The following is a 16,940-nucleotide window of genomic DNA, read 5'->3' as shown; positions in this document are numbered from 1 at the left end:
GATCGACCGTCCTAGAGTCGTTTGCAGGAATCGGAACCAGGCGAGCCCGCGGGCTTTGGCGACACGCCGTTGCGCACGCCTGAGGCCCTCTACGACAAGGGCCTTGGGCAGTTCATCCTGCCTTGCGACGCGGTTCGTCGGTCGCCCAACCCGGACGAGTTCCTCCTGGGTTTTCTTCAGGAAACCTATGAAGCGGCCGCCAATCTCGGGAAGTGGGATCGGCAAACGCTTGAGCGGCATTAGGTGTAGCCGGACCGGGCAAGGCGCAGCCCCCTGCGCAACGCGAATGACGAGGTCGACGTCGCCGGTGTGAGCGTCGGCACCTGTGCGCAAGCTAATAGGTCCGCCGTGGTCAGGTCTTGAATCTGATTGGCCGACAGGGAAGGCGTCGATCACGCGCAGCTTTTGCTGCAGTGCATGAGTCCGGAGCTGGCCCATCGCGTCGTCTTGCTGCGCCGCGGAATTTGGTCGGTATCGGGGCATAGCGGGCATCGATCAAGCACCAGTTATGAGTACGCGTCCTAGGACAGCAAGGCCGCGAAAGCGAGACGTATTAAGCAATTCCATGGGTGTTTTGCAGTTTTCATAACAGCAACTTGTTGATTCGGTTAGCTTTTCGATGACTCGGTCTGATTTTCACATTTTCTTACACATTCCTGGCATGTGTAAAAAATATCTAAACTAAATCAAGAACTTATAGATACACGCAGGGGACTTAAAAGTTTTTGCTGGTTAGCGGTTTCTCACTTGTGGCGGCAAGATTTTACGCTTCCGCGCCGAAGGCGACGCCCAGTTGCGCAGCGCCGCCCCGATGGGCGGTCATCATGTGCCAGCGCCCACAAGCACCCGGTCCGTTTTCTTGGAGCCGGATCGAGAGCACCGGAGCGCGGGTCTCGTCCATGAAGTGCTTGGTCGAGCACTTCGGCGAGGGCTGACCCGACAACCATCACCGCAACCGCATTCTCAGGCGCAGGAAGGACCACATTTCCGCAGCGTTCGGTAATCTTGTTCCACTGTCACGACCGGACTTTCCTGCACGATCCGTGCCTTGACCCAATTCGTCCATTGAGATGCCTCTCCCGTCTGCCCCTCCACGTTGTGAGAACCTCCGACGTAGCCTCCATGGACAAACTCCCTTCGATATTCCATGGAAGGTCGATCACAGATCACTGCAGACGGGACAACGTGGAGGCAGAACACCGGTTACCGCAGAACGTGACAAATACTGCAAAAAAGGCCCAGCCTAAGGCTTGCCGAGACAGACAGGGAGGATCGAAGCATGACGGGCAATGATATGTTGAAGGTCGGCGCTGGCGCTGCTGCTTGCCGGGTTTGGCTCGGCACATCCTGTCTTTGCACAAGAACAGGTCGCGGCGGCTGACGGCAGAAAAGGCGGAGCTTATGCTCATTGAACAGCAAAGTTAGGCCAATAGCTGCCGCTAGCTGAATATCTGCAAGCGTTCCCACTCATCGGCTAGCGCGCAATTGCACGATCAAGTCGGCAAGTTGCGCGTTGTCCGGTTGCTGCCGGGCAAGTTCTTCAGCCAGTCTCAGCGTTTCGGGGTAGCGCCGCAACTTAAGCCCAAATTGAATGGCGGTGCCGAGCAGGTTCGGATCGGCGGAGCCGTTGGTGACCGATTCGCCAAGCATTTGGAATGCATCGCCTGTGCGACCGACCGAGTCGAGAGCTATCGCTAGCGTGGTCCTGTATTGAACATTGGCTGGAGCAAGCCGCACCGAAGCCTCCAACTCGCTTATTGCGCCAGTCATGTTTTTCGCGCGAACCAGCGACAGGGCGTGACCGTATCGGAGCAGCGGATCTTCGGGCGAAACCCTAATGGCCTCAGCGTAGGTGCTTTCCGACTTCTCGTTCTGGCCGGTCGCCCTGTAAAGTTCGGCCAGATTGGCGTGCGCTCCGGCGAGGCTGCTGTCGAGCGAGATCGCGCGACGCAGCGCAGCCTCCGCGTTATCCGCTTGACGCTGGCCCATCAGGAACAGCCCGTACGCGTTCTGTGCTTCTGCCATATCGGCATTGGCCTGCACAAACGCGCGAAGATCTTCCACCGCAGCATCAAAGTTGCGACGTTGATCGCCGAGCAGATCGGTCGTCGGCGCATTGCCGAGCGCCGTCACGGCGGCCACCCGGACTGCACGCGTCTCATCGGCGAGCAGCCTGCCAACGGCGCTGAACCGTTGTTCAGGCGGAAGATTGGCCGCAGCCTGTGCAGCGCCCAGCCGGACGAGCGGGTCGGAGCTCGCTGCTGCGGTTCTCACGTCGGTGATGATGGTCTCGCCGCCGAGGCGGCCCATCTCCGCGATCGCGCTGCCCTTGATGATGCCCGGCTGTTCCCGGTCGGCAACGAGCGCACGCAAAGCCTCGATTGCCGCCGAATCGTTTTGGGCAGCACCCGCGAAAGCATGGGCGATAGTTGGGCGTTCGCGCCAGCCCGTGCCGTACCATTTGTCCATCGTTTTCGCCGCCCACTCGTTCGTCTCGGCTGCATGGCATGTCGTGCAGGCGTTGGGCGTGCCGTAGGCGGTCGAGAGGTCGGGCCGTGGAATGACGAACGAATGGTCGCGCCGCGGATCGACCTTCATGTAGGTGCGCTCCGGCATGTGGCAGTTGGCGCAAAGGGCGCCGGCGGAACCTGCCGGATGGCGTGTATGTGCGAGCCTATCGAAACTGCCGCTCGGGTCGAAGCCTGCGAATCGTTCCGGCTTGGTCTCGGTGTGGCACTGGGTACATATGGCGTTGCCCTCCGCCTTCAGGGTCGCTTCGTGCTGTCTGTGGCAGTCGAGGCAAACGACGCCGGCTCTCGCCATCTTGCTCTGCTGGAACGAGCCGTATTCGAAAACCTCGTCGAGGATTTGCCCATCGGGAAAGTAGAGGTCGGGGCGCAGCAGATCAGGCGAGAAATGCTCGAGAAAAACCTTGCCCGGCCTATAGCCGTTAAGAAGTTTGGTGCGCCGCGTGTGGCAACCCAGGCAGACATTCTGATCGACCGGGATCAGACCGGAATTGGCGACCGACTGGGAACCGCCCGCCTCAGCCCATTCCACATGTTTCGCGCCGCCGCCGTGGCACGATTGGCAGCCGATGCTCGTTGCGACATAGGTCGATTTGTACTCGCCGGTCTCCGGCTGAAAATTCGCCTGCGGATCGGTGGAGTGGCAGTCGATGCAGGTCCGGTTCCAGCGGTAGAAGGGGCCAGTCCAGTGATAGGTCGTGCCGGGGTTCGCGGGCTTGCCTGTGCCGAGCCAGAACCATTCCCGTTTGTTCGTATCCCAGGCGATATCGAGCGCCTGCAGCCGGCCGCCGCCGATATCGAGGAGATATTGCTGCAGCGGTTCGTAGGCGAAGGTGTATTTGACTGGGAATTCGGCCTGGCTGCCGTCGGCCCCTTCGGTCCGGACGAAGTACTGCCCTCCCCGCTTGAGGAACGTCGTCAGGACGCCGTCATGCTCGAAGCTGGCGCCGCCGAAATTCGCGCGCACCGTGCTGTCGTCTGCCACGGCCATCGCCCTGGCATGGTTCGATTTGGCGAAGGCGGCCGCCTGATCCGCGTGACAGGAGGCGCATCTTTTTTCGTCGACGAACCCGTCGTGGATGGAGATCTGCGGGTCGGATGTGGGACCGCCTGTCTCTGCGGCCAGACAAGCTTCGGGCGTAGCCAACGCGAGCAGCGAGCCCAGCGCTGCTATTGCCAGATTGGCGGCAACTCGGCCAAGCAAGCTACGGCCATTCATGATGGGCTCATGATGGGCTTGCTCGCGGTTGGCATGAGCACGCTGTAATCCCAATCGCCAGCTAGGACGGTGACGGGCAGGCACTCGAACGAGCGTTTAAAAAGAATGGGCATAGCCTAGTTCGAAGCCAACGGTATCCGGATTCCAATCCTTCCAGTTATACTGGACCTTGCTCGAAACTGAATTGTGCTCGTCCAGTTTGAAAGTGAAGCCGGTCGCAAGCTGTGGTGTCAGGTAGTCGTCTGCGCTATCGAATGCATCGCGATACCGAAAAGCTACCGCATTCCAGGTCACCGTTTCATTGAGCTTCAGATCGGCGCCCGTGCGGAGCACGTAGTAGGCGATATCGTCGCCGGTTCCTGATACCTGCAATCGCTCGCCGATGCCCATGCTGCCGATCACGGAGAGCGCATCGTTCAAGTGGACGCGGTAACCTATAGTGGTTTCGAGGTTGGCGGTGGCCGAGTCGCTGAAGGCCGTATTGGAATACTGGACCGAGGCGCCCAGGACGATTCCCACGTCGAATGCGTGTGAGGCGCTGACCTCGACCTTGGCGCTTTGCGGAACGCTCAGGTCCTGTTCCTGCCGGTCGGACGTCACCGATATTCCCAGGGACGTGCTTTCTGCCATCGCGTCGGATGTTGCGCCCAACACTGCCAGCACCGTCAAAATCCTGATAGTTCTCGCCTCCCGAGGATGCTCAACGACAAGCGGGACGCGCATTCGAGCATGTTGGTTCACGTTACGCTCGCACTCAGTTTGCCACGCCCAAATTGATGAGCTGCACACGCCTGTTCACCGCAATTGCGGATCTCGTTGTTGCCGAGATTGAGGCCCCTGCAATATTTCTTGATGTCTGCGCCGCAGTCTTTGGCAAGTACCGTGATGGCGTCGCCATAGCTGATCGTTTGCGCTCGCCCAGGGCCGGCGAGCGCAAAGGAGGCCATCAGGATCAGACCGCTGAAAATCATCTTGTAAACCATGCTCAGCGTCCTTGTTGCAGATTGTCTCAATAGCACGGCGGGTAAGGATAATATCCGCAGTACGGCGGATATGCGTATGGGGCGGCAGCGGCACCGACGGCAGCGCCAAGAGCAGCTCCGGCAACTGCGGCCCCCGCCACAGCGCCAGCACCATACCAAGCTCCACGATAGACAGGAGCATGCCAGTATGCGCCACCGTGATAACCGTATCCGCCACCATGCCAGACCGCGCCGCCGTAGCCGCCCACATGGGCGAATCCGCCACCGCCCGGTCCGCGAAACGCGAAGGCGTCAATGAAAAGTGCCGCAGGCCCGCTCGCATTGTTGAGACTGCCTTCCAGAACGGCAACGTCGAACGTCAGCGTGTTCCCCTCAAGTTTCGGAGCCTTGAGCGTAACCACGGCATCATCCACCTCCGAGCCGTCTCCCCCAAGAACTGAGACCGTTGCGTTCGGCGGGTCGACGGCGAAGCTGTCCTTGCCCTCATCCCACTGCATAATGAACTGCTCGGTCGCAACATGACCGGCGGCCCGCACCGGCCGATCGGCAAAGACGATTGAGTTTTTCGAAACGCCGGTCAGGACGAGCTTGCCGCCGTCGAGCGTGGCGCCCTGCGAATTGATGACGGCGAGCGACGGAATCGGTCCTGTCGCCGTAGCCTGGCCAATCGTCTTTTGCAGTGGCACGTGCGGCTTCTCTGCGGAATCCTGTGCCATTGCGCCGGCAGTCGCCAAAGCCAGGCCGCCTGCGAGGGCTATGGTGGTCATGATGCGATTGACGTTCATAGAATTATCCTCTCGTTTAAGTGGCGGAATCCAAGCGTTCACACGCTGGCTCTAGTTTCCCGGAAAGATCTGCTTCCAGTCGGCCTTCATGTCGACGATCGTCCATTTGTTGATGGCGGCGGCGTCGAGAGCCAGGTCGAGATGGCCGAACTCGCTTTTCCGGTCGTAGGCATATTCGCGCTCTGCGTCGGTGTGATGAACGATCAAGCCGAACTGCAGACCGTCGGCGAGAGTCGTCCATTGCAGCATTTCAAGATCGCCGTCCGAATTGCCGAACGCGGCAATAGGCTTGCGGCCGATATGCTCCTGAATGCCGACCGGCTTGCCGGCCTTGTCGTCGATGAAGTTGACCTCGGGCAATCGAAACAGCGTCGGCGCGCCGTCCTTCATCGCGAACTTCGTCTTGATCGAAGAGCCGACCACCTGTTCCGGCGGAACGCCGTAAACCTTTTCCGTCCAGGGGCGCATGAACTCGATGCCGCCGCCAGACACGATGAAGGTTTTGAACCCGTTGGCCCGCAGATAGGCGAGAAGTTCGAGCATCGGCTGGTAGACCAACTCGGTATAAGGCTTCTTGAAGCGTGGATCGCGCGCGTTGGCGATCCAGTCGGTCACGATTGTCTGGAATTGCGTGACGGTCATGCCGGCGTGGGTCGCCATGATGAGTTCCACCAGGCCCTTTTCACCGGCTGCTGCGAGCGCCTTCATGTCGCCTTCGAGCACGGCCTGAAACGGCTGGGTGGTCGCCCATTCGGGATGACTTGGCGCCTCGGCTTTTACACGGTCGAGCGCGAAGGCGAGTTGCACATACATCGGATGTTCGACCCACAGCGTGCCGTCATTGTCGAACACCGCGATGCGTTCGGGCTCCGGCACGAAGTCGGGCGAACCCTCCTTGCTCACCTTCTCGACGAACTCGACGATCGCAGCCTTCGGCGCGGTGTCGTTCCAGGACGGCAAGGGATCGGACTGGGCGAGGGCGGCCGCGGGAGCGACGAGCAAAGCGGCGGCCGCGAGAATGGCACGACGGGTCAGTCTGAGAAGATCATGCTTCACGAACATATCGCGCTCCTTTCTTGTAAATCTCGATTCGTATCGGGGTCTACGACGACCGGCTCGTGGCCGTGGAACCGGCGGGCGCCCCTTGCGAGCCGCCCGCCGCGAGTCATCCCGTTACTTGGTCATTGCTGCCCTTGCCGCCTCGATCTGCGCCTTGACAGCGTCGAGGTTGAAGCTCGCGCCCTTCTGCATGGGCGGGAACTCAAGGGCCGTCTGGGCCAGCTTGCCCACTTCCTGCTGAACAAACACGAAGCGCCAGAACTGGTACATAAACCATTCGTTGAAGTACCCTTGTGCGCCGTCCAGCGTTCCGTTTGCCGGAGTGCCCAGGCGTTCGAAGGGATCGAGGCGAAGGTTCGTGATCGACGGTGCGTCGACATGGTCCTTGGCTCCGAGCCAACCGTTCGGTTGCTCGATGAAGCGGTATTTGTAGTCATCGATGCGCACCGCGCCGAGTGTGCTTTCACCGAAGTAGAAGATCTCGTGGCGAGCCGACGGGCCCTTGCCGGTCAGCAGGTCCATCTGGTTGTAGCCGTCGAGATAGTTCTTGTAGGTGCGGTCGCCGATCTGCTTTCCCGCCAGCAGTTCGGCCTTGATGTTGGGGTTGCCTGCGGCGGCCACGAAGGTCGGCAGCCAGTCGAGCCCGGACATGATGCCGTTCTCCACCTTGCCTGCTGCGATCTTGCCCGGCCAGCGAATGAAGGCCGGCACACGGAAGCCGCCTTCGTAGATCGTGCCCTTCTGCCCCCGGTACGGCGTGTTGCCGCCATCAGGCCATGTGAAGGTCTCGGTGCCATTGTCGGTGGTGAACATGACGATGGTGTTGTCATCAACGCCAAGGTCCTTGAGCTTCTGCATCACCAGGCCGACGTCATCGTCGAGCTGAGCCATGCCGGCTTCCTGCAGCGACCAGCCGTTCTCCGAGTTGCGCAATGCCTCATACTTGGGCGAAAGATGGGTGATAACGTGCATGCGCGTGGGATTGAGCCACAAGAAGAAAGGCTTGTTGTCGGCCTTGGCTTTCTCCACGAACTTCAAGGCTTTGTCGCGGATCTCGTCGTCCACTGTTTCCATGCGTTCGGGATAAAGAGTGCCGGCGTCTTCGATCTTCTGCTTGCCGACCTTGCCCCAGCGTGGGTCGACGGTCGCGTCGTCGGTCGTCGTCGCCCAAGTGTGGAGCATGTTGCGCGGCCCCACCTTGTCAAGCAGGTCCTGCGGATAGTTCGGGTGTGCAGGGTCTTCCATGGCGTCGAGGTGATAGAGGTAACCGAAGAACTCGTCGAAGCCGTGGACGGTCGGCAGGAACTCGTTCAAATCGCCAAGGTGGTTCTTTCCGAACTGGCCGGTGGTGTAGCCCATGTCCTTCAGGGCAGTCGCGAGAGTCATCGCTTCGGCCGGCAGGCCGGTTGTGGCGCCCGCCTGACCGACGGTGGTCATACCGGTGCGAATCGGAAGCTCGCCGGTGATAAAGTTCGCCCGGCCAGCCGTGCAGCTCGCCTCGGCATAGTAGTCGGTGAAGAGCATGCCCTCGGCGGCGATCTTGTCGAGGTTGGGCGTGCGGCCCGCCATCACGCCGCGGTGATAGGCGCCGATGTTCCACATGCCGATGTCGTCGCCCATGATGACGACGATGTTCGGTTTTTGCGCGTCCTGCGCATAGGCAACCGATGCCATACCGCCGCAAAGCGCAATTGCGGTCACCCAGGTTGCGATGCCGTAACTCGGAATTCCAGGTCTCATGTTCAGCTCCTCCTGCTGGAAATCTCGCCAACCGCCCGAATTGGAACGATTCCGCGCCCGTGCGCCCCTCGCTTGATCAGTCAGCACACAAGGCTGACGCGACGGTAAATCCGAGCAACGCTTGATGATATTGTCCTTTGGGGAAGTCGATCGGACCGTGCGCCTGTTGGGTGGCGCGCAGCCGGGCTCACGCACGACCGGACGCCCTGGGGCGTCCGGCATTGGCGGGTGCGTCAGTCGTGACCTGTCTTCATGCTCCGGACTTGCGCCATCACTTGCTCCAGATTGTAGCTTGCAGGGTCCTGGAGCGGCGGGAAGGCGATGTAGGTCTCGAGATGCTTCAGCCACAACTGCTGGCCGATGGGCAGGATGTTCCAGTCATAGACGTAGGCGGTGGACGGTGACGCGATGGAGCCGCCCATACCGAAAAGTGTCTTGATCTGCTGTCCGACCGAGGTCTCGAACGGATCGCGCTTGATGTTGACGACCTGGGTCCAGGCAAAGGGCATTACACCGTTTATGAACCCGGCTGGGTCATCCGAAACCATCGCGAAGTACATCTTCCAGTTCTTGTAGCGGACCGCCGACGGCTCCTTGCCGGAATAGTACAAGAAAGAGTCGCGCGCAGACGGCGCCTTGCCTTCCAGGAAGTCACGCTGATCGATCCCGTCGAGTGTGGTCTTGACGACATTCGGATACGTGCCTGCCTCGATCTGTTTCTTCAGCTCGTCGCCCTTGGGGCCGCCGGCGATGTTCACCAACGTCGGCAGCCAGTCGAGCGCGGAGAAGAGGTCGTTCTTGACCGTGCCGGGCTCGATATGCCCCGGCCAGCGCACAACCAGCGGAGCACGCATGCCGCCTTCCCAGGTGCTGAGCTTGCCACCCTTGAACGGGGTGGTGCCGCCATCCGGGAAGGTGATCGTCTCGGCTCCGTTGTCGGTGGTGAAGACGACGATGGTGTTGTCGAGCTGGCCCATGTCTTCCAGCTTCTTCAGGACGACGCCGATGTTGTCGTCCATCTGCTTCATGCCGGCTTCGTTCATGCCCCAGTCCTTGCCGCCGGGCTCGCCGATCATATTGAGATACTTGTCCGGCAACACCGTCGTGATGTGCATGCGGGCCGGGTTGTACCAGACGAAGAACGGCTTGTTGGTCGTCTTCGGGTCGTTTCGGTCGAGGAAGTCGACGACCTTGGCGGAGATTTCCTCGTCGATGGTCTTTGACCGCTCCAGCGTCAGCGGGCCCTCGTCCTTGCAGGACTGATTTGCCGGGGATCCGTCGGAGGATGTGCACGCGAGCATTGGACGCGGTGGCGTCAGGCAGGTCGTGGTCTTCGGATCGACAGCGCCCGGAACCTCGGCCAGGCCGGGGATCGGTGTATTCATGCAGGGCGGCGCGATCCCCTGCTCGGTTGGGCTCTTGTTGATGTCAGGGAAGCTCACGCCCTGCATGGCGTCGAGGTGATAGAGGTAGCCCCAAAATTCCTGGAACCCGTGTGCGGTCGGCAGGGATTCGGTGGTATCTCCGAGATGGTTCTTGCCGAACTCACCTGTCGAGTAGCCGAGATCATTCAGGAACCTGGCGAGGTGGGGCGTGCCGGCCCGCAGGTAGGACGGGCTTCCGGGAATCTCCGGCAGGACCATGCCGACGCGCACCGGCTGCATGCCGGTGATGAAGGCGGTACGCCCCGCAGTGCAGCTCTGCTCGGCATAGTAGGTCATGAATTTCGCACCTCCCTGGCCGATGCGATCGATGTTGGGCGTTTCGCCGACCATCAGGCCCTGATGATAGATGCTGGGCTGCATCCAGCCGATATCATCGCCCATGATGAACAGGATGTTGGGCTTTTGCGCATCCTGGGCCTGTGCCGGCGCATGCGCGCCCCAAAGGACCGTCGCAGCGGTCAGTATCCCAATGCTGCAGTCAAGGATTCTACGACTCATTTCCCTCTCCTCTGGTTGCTTACGGATAGTTGCCTCGCCACCGCCCACGGCACGATTTCGAGCCTGAACGACCTCCCGTCACCAGTCGGAGCGCTCAAGCTCACGCTACGGTAGCCCTAGCTAACACATGGTGATATTGTCCTTTGGGGAAGTTGTTCAGGTGCAGATGCGGTAACGCTGCCCGATCTACTTTCCCAGCTAAAAGCTTGGCTTGTGAGGGGGTATCCATCATGCTGTGCGATCCGCCTGTTCGGTCGCGCCGACGCGCCAAGAACGCGGTCAGGTTCCTTGTTGCAATTTTGATTGCGATTTTTCTGGACGGCGGCTCTGCAGCAGCTGAGGTCGTCGGCCGGTCTCCGCGTGTGCTCATCCTCCATCCGTATGACGAGCGACTGCCCGCAAGCTCGATTGCCGGGGAGAACGCCAGAAATCGGCTTATCGAGGCGACGTCCGGCAATGTCGATCTCTTCTCGGAGTTCCTGGATCTCTCGAGGTTTCCCGAGGAAGCCCATATCGACCGCATGGCGCGGTATATGTCCGAGAAATACGTCGATCATCGCCCGGACGTTGTGATCGCGCTCGGCGAATCGGCAACCCGTTTCATCGTCAATAACCGTGAGGCGATCGCGCCCGACGCAAAGATCGTGTTCTGCGGCTTCGGGCGTGACAGTGCTTCGAAACTCAACTTGCCGGCAGATGTCGTCGGGGCTTTCAGCGAATTCGATATTGCCAAGACGCTCGAATTGGCCCGCGCCCTCCAGCCCGACGCCGAAAATCTTTTCATCATTGGTGGTTCGGCAGCTTTCGATCGCACTTGGCTTGACAGCGCTAGAACCGACCTCGCAGTCGCTTCAAAAGATTACGCAACCACCTACTTGGAAGGTTATTCGATCGATGAATTCGTGGAGCGTGCCTCCCACTTCCCACCGGACAGTATTGTCCTGTTCCTCACCATTCTTGCCGATAGTACAGGCCGCAACTTCCTGCCCAAAGACGCTTTAGGAATAGTGGCGGCGAAGGCCAGTGCGCCGATTTATGGACCCTATGACACCTACGTTGGTCAAGGTGTCGTAGGCGGAAACTCGGTAACCTTCGACTCCTTGGGAAACGCGGTCGCCGGCTTGGCTTTGGATGCACTCGCGGGAAAGCCGATCACAGACATCGAAGTGCCGCAAACATTCTTTGCCGACGCAAGGCAGCTAAAGCGATGGGGCCTGTCGGAAAGCGCGCTTCCTGCAGAGACCGCGTTGAGTTTCAGAGAACCTACGCTTTGGGAGCAGCATGGCGATTTGGTCGCGGGAGCCATTGCCCTGGTCGCCTTACAGGCCCTGATCATCACTGGGCTGCTCTTCGAGCGACGCCGGCGTTTCGCCGCCGAAGGTGAATCCAGCCTGCGTCTCCTTGAGCTGGTCCACATGAATCAGTCTGCAACCGCAGGCGCATTGTCGGCATCGATCGCTCACGAACTCAACCAGCCGCTGGGCGCCATTCTCAGCAATGCCGAGGCAGCGGAGATGATACTCAAGGGAAAGACGCCTGATCTGGATCTCATCCAGCAGATTTTGGCTGACATCAGGGACGACGACCAGCGAGCAGGCGATATTATTCTTCGCCTTCGGGGTATGCTGAAGAAAAGGAGTGCGATCGACTGGCAGGAGTTTGACCTCAATGAGGTCGTCGACGGCGCCATTTGTATCTTGCGCGCTGAAGCCGCGAAGAAACAAGTGGCCGTAAGCGCCGAGCAATCCACGGGCAGACTGCCGGTTCGCGCCGACAAGGTTCATCTGCAGCAGGTCATCCTGAATCTTGCGACCAATGCAATGGACGCGATGGTCGAATCGGTAACAGCGAACCGCAAGCTTGTGTTTCAGACGGCGTTACAGGGCGATGCCAGGGTCGAGATGTCGATTTCAGACACCGGCAGGGGCATCCCAAAAGACCATCTCGATAGTATCTTCGCAGCATTCTACACGACAAAGCCAACCGGAACCGGGCTGGGGCTCTCCATCGCTCGCGCGATCGTGGAAACTTACGGTGGAAAGATCTGGGCGGACAATCGCGTCGGCGGCGGCGCGGTGTTCCGCTTCGTCCTGCCGCTCGCGGAGGCCACTTGAACGCCTATGGAACCATTCATTCACATTATCGATGACGACGCATCGTTTCGAACGGCGCTCGGACGTCTCGTCGAAACCTATGGTTTTCGGGTTAGCGGCTACCAGTCGGGCGAGGATTTCCTGGCGCAGCTGCCGGAATCGGAAGCCGGCTGCATCCTTCTTGATCTGCGCATGCCAGGGCTCAGCGGTCCGGAGCTGCAGGAAAGGCTCGTACTGGCGGTCCCGCTGCTACCCATCGTCTTCTTGACGGGCCAAGGCACGATTGCCGCGAGTGTTCAGGCAATGAAGGCAGGTGCCGATGATTTTCTGGAGAAACCCATTTCGTCCCAAATCTTACGTGAGGCGATCGAGCGCGCGCTCGCCAAGAATGAAAAACGGCGCGCCGGACACGATCAGATTCAGGCGCTCCAGACCAAAGTGTTCAGCCTAACGCCACGCGAAATCCAGGTTTTCGATCTGGTCGTTCGCGGCAGGCGTAACAAGCAGGTTGCATACGACCTGAACACCTCCGAGCGCACGGTCAAGGCGCATCGGCACAGCGTCATGGAAAAGTTGGGCGTTACGTCCCTCGCCGAGATGGTATCGATCGCGGAGAGGCTGGGGGCCGTTCGGGCAGCGCAAACAGGCTCAAATCCAACATTCGGTGCTTCCCCAAAGGCCAATATCCAGTGACGTTAACTCGGCTCACAATCTCTCCGTTGATACTCGCACGCGTCGCCCCTTCGAGGAGCCAAATGTGGAAAGCCCGCCACGAACAGTGGCTGTCGTGGAAGACGATCCGAGCGTGCGGAGAAGCATTGAACGGTTGCTAAACGCGCACGGTCACCAAACGCATGGATACGCGTCGGCAGAGACGTTTCTTGGATCCGATTTCGCCGGCACGATCGGTTGCCTGGTGCTCGACATTCATCTTGGCAACATGTCCGGAATCCAGCTGCGGCGTTGGCTTCGCGATTTGGGCTTTAGCTTGCCGATTATCTTCATCACCGCCGTTGACGACGAAGCGCTTGAAGCGGAGGCGCGTGACGCGGGCTGCGTGGCCTATCTTCACAAGCCTTTCGCCGCCAGGTTTTTGCTGTTAGCTATCGATGACGCCTTGTCGGGATTGTCTGCCAAATAACTGATGTCGCTTCGGGGGGTGCTGATATGAAAGCAATTCAAACTATTCAGGCGGGCATCGTGCTGACCGCCACATTTGGCTTTTGCGGTTCGGCCGCAGCCCAGGACGACAGCCAGGACCTTGCCAAGAAGCTTTCGAATCCGATCGCGTCGCTGATCAGCGTACCCTTGCAGTTCAACTACGACGAAGGGTTCGGGCCGAATGACGGGCAGAAGGCCGTACTCAACATCCAGCCGGTCGTTCCGATCTCGCTGAGCGACGACTGGAACATGATCTCCCGCACCATCCTGCCGGTGATCTGGCAGAACGACATCGCCGGCCCCTCGGGCGAGCAGTCCGGTCTCGGCGACATCACCCAGAGCCTGTTCTTCTCGCCGAAGAACCCGGGACCGTCGGGCATCGTCTGGGGCGTCGGTCCGGCGTTTCTCGTCCCAACCGCCACCGACGATCTGCTCGGCGGCGGCAAATGGGGTGCCGGTCCCACCGCCGTGGTGCTGAAACAGATGGGCGGGTGGACGGTCGGCGCGCTGACCAACCACATCTGGTCCTTCGCCGGCGACGGTGACCGCTCCGACATCAGCTCCACCTTCCTGCAACCTTTCGTTTCCTACACGACCAAGGACGCCTGGACCTTCGGCGTCAACACAGAAAGCACCTACAATTGGGAAACGGAAGAGTGGTCGGTTCCGATCAATTTCACGGTGGCAAAGCTCGTCAAGTTCGGCAAGCAACCGGTCAGCTTCACCGCCGGTGTCCGCTACTGGGCCGAGAGCCCCGACAACGGGCCTGACGGCCTCGGATTCCGCGGCGTGGTGACGTTCCTGTTTCCGAAATAGCCGCCCGGCACAAAGGCCTGCCGGGACAACGACAAGCAGGGAGGATAGAAGCATGACGGGCAATGATATGTTGAAGATCGGCGCTGCGGCGCTGGCGCTGCTGCTTGCCGGGTTTGGCTCGGCGCATCCTGTCTTTGCACAAGAACAGGTCGCGGCGGCTGACGCATCCGGCGATGCGGCGGCCTCGCCGGAGCCGTTGAGCGCGGACGAGATGGAGGTGCTGGTGGCGCGCATCGCGCTCTATCCGGACGAGCTGATCGCGGTGATCACTGCGGCTGCACTCTATCCGCTAGAGATCGTCGAGGCGGCGCGCTTCCTCGACCGGTACGAGAAAGACAAGAGCCTGAAACCCAAGGACAGCTGGGACGGCTCCGTGGTGTCGCTGCTCAATTACCCCGGCATCGTCAAGATGATGAGCGACGACCTCGAATGGACGCAGACGCTCGGCGACGCCATCGCCTACCAGCAGAAGGACGTGCTGGTTGCCATCCAGCAGCTGCGCGACGAGGCGGTCGCCAAGGGCGTCATCAAGACCGACGACAAGATCCAGGTGGTCAAGGAGAATGACAATTTCGTCATCAAGTCGGCGAGCCCCGAGGTGATCTACGTCCCGCAATATCCGCCGCAGATGTTTTATGAGCCGGATTACGTGTGGGAACCGATCCGCTATTATCCCGATCCTTACCCATATTATGTGTATCCGGGGGCGACATTCTTCGCCGGGGCGGTGACGGGCGCCATTTGGGCCGCCGCCGTCGACTGGGATGATTGGGGGGTGTGGGGCGGCCGCTGGAACGGCAACGACATCGACATCGATTGCAACAACTGCTTCAACAACCGCGACTTCAACGGCAAGATCAACTTCAACGACGTCGACTGGAAGAACATCGATCGCGACAAGATCAATATCGACCGCAACCAGTTCAACAAGTTCGACCAGACCAACATCAAGAACCGGATCGAGAAGAATAGCGACAACGCCATCCGCGACCGCGCCCGCGACATCAAGAAGAACGACAAACTCGCCAACAGGGTGCCGGGCAAGACGGCTGCAACGAGAGACATCCGCAAGAGCACGCTGGACGGGCTGAAGGCCAAGCCCGCCAACGTCACCCGCCCCGCCAAGCCCGCCAACATCCAGAAACCTGCGGCCAGGCCTACCGCCAATCGCCCGGCGGCGAAGCCGGCCAAGGTGAACCGTCCGGCTGGCAAGCCAAAACCTGCGGCAAGGGTCGACAACCGGCCGAAGAAACCGTCGGGGCTTGGCAACGTCGATCGCGGCAAGGCGACCAAGGTCAGCTCCAACCGTGGCCACAAGTCGATGGGCGGCGGCCAGCGCGGCGGTGGCGGCCACAAGCAGATCAAGCGCGGCGGCGGCGGACGCGGGCGTTAACGGAACGGGAGGACAGGATTATGACACAGATGTTCAGCACCACCCGTCACACGGGAGTTTTGCATAAGATCCTTCTCCGCTCTGTCTGCGCCGTGGCGCTTGCAGTGGGCATCGCTGTCTGGCAGCCAGCCGCCGCACAGGATGCGCCGGAGGCGCCGGAGATCACCGCCTTTGCGGCCGCCGCCGAGCCGCCTGTCTTCGATACGCCCGAGGCGGCGGTCGAAGCATTTAAGCAGGCCCTGAAAGACGCCGGCAACGGTGCGGTTGCGGCCCTTCTCGGCCTCGATGCGGAAAAGCTGAAGGCAGACGAGAACTCGGACGAGACGCTGGCGGCGATCAAGGAAGGTGTGGCCAGGCAGCTTGTCCTCGATGGCGAAGGCGACCGCCGCACGCTGCAGATCGGCGACAAGCTGTGGCCGCTGCCTTTTCCGATCGTCAAGGGCGAGGACGGCAAGTGGGCTTTCGACACCTATGCCGGGCTCGAAGAGATCGTGAACCGCCGCGTCGGCGAGAACGAGCTCACCGCGATCGAGACGATGCGCGCCTATGTCGACGCGCAGGAGGACTATGCATCGCAGGACCGCGATGAGGATGGCGTGGAGGAGTTCGCGCAGAAACTGATAAGCTCGGAAGGCGCGACCGACGGGCTCTACTGGCCGACCGACGACATCAACGGCGAGAGCCCGGCCGGTGACGCTGTTAGTGAGGCCGAGCTCGAGGACGCGGCCAAGGGCGAAGGCTATTTCGGCTACAAGTACAAGATCCTGACCGGCCAGGGCGACCATATCGCCGGCGGCGCCTACGACTACGTCATCAACGGCAACATGATCGCCGGCTTCGGCCTCATTGCCTGGCCTGCCAAATACGGCGAAACCGGCGTGAAAACCTTCGCAGTCAACCAGCACGGCGTCGTCTACGAGACCGACCTCGGCCCAACCACCGAGCAGATCGTCAAATACATCGACCGCTTCAACCCGGACGATACCTGGCAGGTCGTGGCCGACTGAGAGAAAAGCGTTCTAGTTGTCTGCGGACGTGTTACATCGTGCTGTTTTGGATCGGTCACGGGGGCGGCGTCGAACGGCGTTCCCAGCAGGATTGGCGAGGGAGGAGAGGGGCTCGCATCATGCCAGAAACTGCGTCGTCGTCCGTGAAGAAAGCGATTTTCGCGTCAACCTTGAAAGTGATCTGCGTTGGAGCGCTTTGTCCCAACTGAGGGG

14 protein-coding genes are annotated in these 16,940 nt (G+C 60.4%); 7 read left to right on the top strand and 7 right to left on the bottom strand.

Features of this window, described 5'->3' with window-relative positions:
• The first annotated feature begins 21 nt into the window (after nt 1-21).
• The gene (locus AC0L14_RS29440; protein ID WP_258116552.1) at nt 22-243 is read left to right on the top strand and encodes a DUF5996 family protein; all 222 of its coding nucleotides are present in this window, start codon (nt 22-24) and stop codon (nt 241-243) included.
• A gap of 1,224 nt (nt 244-1,467) precedes the next feature.
• On the opposite strand, the gene AC0L14_RS29435 is transcribed toward AC0L14_RS29440, so the two are convergent.
• From AC0L14_RS29435 to AC0L14_RS29405, 7 genes are all read right to left on the bottom strand, one after another.
• Complete coding sequence (locus AC0L14_RS29435) at nt 1,468-3,747, bottom strand: multiheme c-type cytochrome (RefSeq protein WP_473529606.1); 2,280 nt, start codon at nt 3,745-3,747, stop codon at nt 1,468-1,470.
• A gap of 96 nt (nt 3,748-3,843) precedes the next feature.
• Nucleotides 3,844-4,410 carry a hypothetical protein gene (locus tag AC0L14_RS29430; protein WP_473529605.1) on the bottom strand — a complete coding sequence of 189 codons (567 nt, stop codon included), beginning with the start codon at nt 4,408-4,410 and terminating at the stop codon, nt 3,844-3,846.
• Between the two features lie 74 nt (nt 4,411-4,484).
• Nucleotides 4,485-4,730: a hypothetical protein gene (locus tag AC0L14_RS29425; RefSeq protein ID WP_473529604.1), complete on the bottom strand. Its 246-nt coding sequence runs from the start codon at nt 4,728-4,730 to the stop codon at nt 4,485-4,487.
• A gap of 26 nt (nt 4,731-4,756) precedes the next feature.
• Entirely contained in the window at nt 4,757-5,515 is a 759-nt protein-coding gene (locus AC0L14_RS29420) for a hypothetical protein (RefSeq protein WP_473751589.1), read from the bottom strand.
• Between the two features lie 51 nt (nt 5,516-5,566).
• A complete protein-coding gene (locus AC0L14_RS29415; RefSeq protein ID WP_473529602.1) occupies nt 5,567-6,577 on the bottom strand; it encodes an HAD family hydrolase in 1,011 nt (336 codons plus the stop codon).
• 111 nt (nt 6,578-6,688) lie between these two features.
• Nucleotides 6,689-8,248: an arylsulfatase gene (locus AC0L14_RS29410; protein ID WP_473529633.1), complete on the bottom strand. Its 1,560-nt coding sequence runs from the start codon at nt 8,246-8,248 to the stop codon at nt 6,689-6,691.
• Between the two features lie 299 nt (nt 8,249-8,547).
• Entirely contained in the window at nt 8,548-10,257 is a 1,710-nt protein-coding gene (locus AC0L14_RS29405; RefSeq protein ID WP_473529601.1) for an arylsulfatase, read from the bottom strand.
• Between the two features lie 230 nt (nt 10,258-10,487).
• On the opposite strand from AC0L14_RS29405, the gene AC0L14_RS29400 reads away from it, so the two are divergent.
• The 6 genes from AC0L14_RS29400 to AC0L14_RS29375 all read left to right on the top strand — a co-directional run bounded on the left by AC0L14_RS29400 (nt 10,488) and on the right by AC0L14_RS29375 (nt 16,727).
• A complete protein-coding gene (locus tag AC0L14_RS29400) occupies nt 10,488-12,371 on the top strand; it encodes a sensor histidine kinase (protein ID WP_473529600.1) in 1,884 nt (627 codons plus the stop codon).
• A gap of 6 nt (nt 12,372-12,377) precedes the next feature.
• Nucleotides 12,378-13,043: a response regulator transcription factor gene (locus AC0L14_RS29395; protein WP_473529599.1), complete on the top strand. Its 666-nt coding sequence runs from the start codon at nt 12,378-12,380 to the stop codon at nt 13,041-13,043.
• 64 nt (nt 13,044-13,107) lie between these two features.
• Nucleotides 13,108-13,491 (top strand): response regulator transcription factor, encoded by a 384-nt coding sequence (locus AC0L14_RS29390; RefSeq protein WP_473751588.1) that lies wholly within the window; start codon nt 13,108-13,110, stop codon nt 13,489-13,491.
• Nucleotides 13,492-13,517: 26 nt separating this feature from the next.
• Complete coding sequence (locus tag AC0L14_RS29385) at nt 13,518-14,327, top strand: transporter (RefSeq protein ID WP_473529597.1); 810 nt, start codon at nt 13,518-13,520, stop codon at nt 14,325-14,327.
• 52 nt (nt 14,328-14,379) lie between these two features.
• The gene (locus AC0L14_RS29380; protein ID WP_473529596.1) at nt 14,380-15,720 is read left to right on the top strand and encodes a DUF3300 domain-containing protein; all 1,341 of its coding nucleotides are present in this window, start codon (nt 14,380-14,382) and stop codon (nt 15,718-15,720) included.
• Nucleotides 15,721-15,749: 29 nt separating this feature from the next.
• Nucleotides 15,750-16,727 (top strand): DUF2950 domain-containing protein, encoded by a 978-nt coding sequence (locus AC0L14_RS29375; RefSeq protein ID WP_473529632.1) that lies wholly within the window; start codon nt 15,750-15,752, stop codon nt 16,725-16,727.
• Nucleotides 16,728-16,940 lie beyond the last annotated feature (213 nt).

It is taken from the genome of Mesorhizobium sp. WSM4841 (assembly GCF_055811515.1).
Note: the sequence above shows the minus strand (reverse complement) of the source record. Positions and strands in the feature narration are given on the sequence as shown.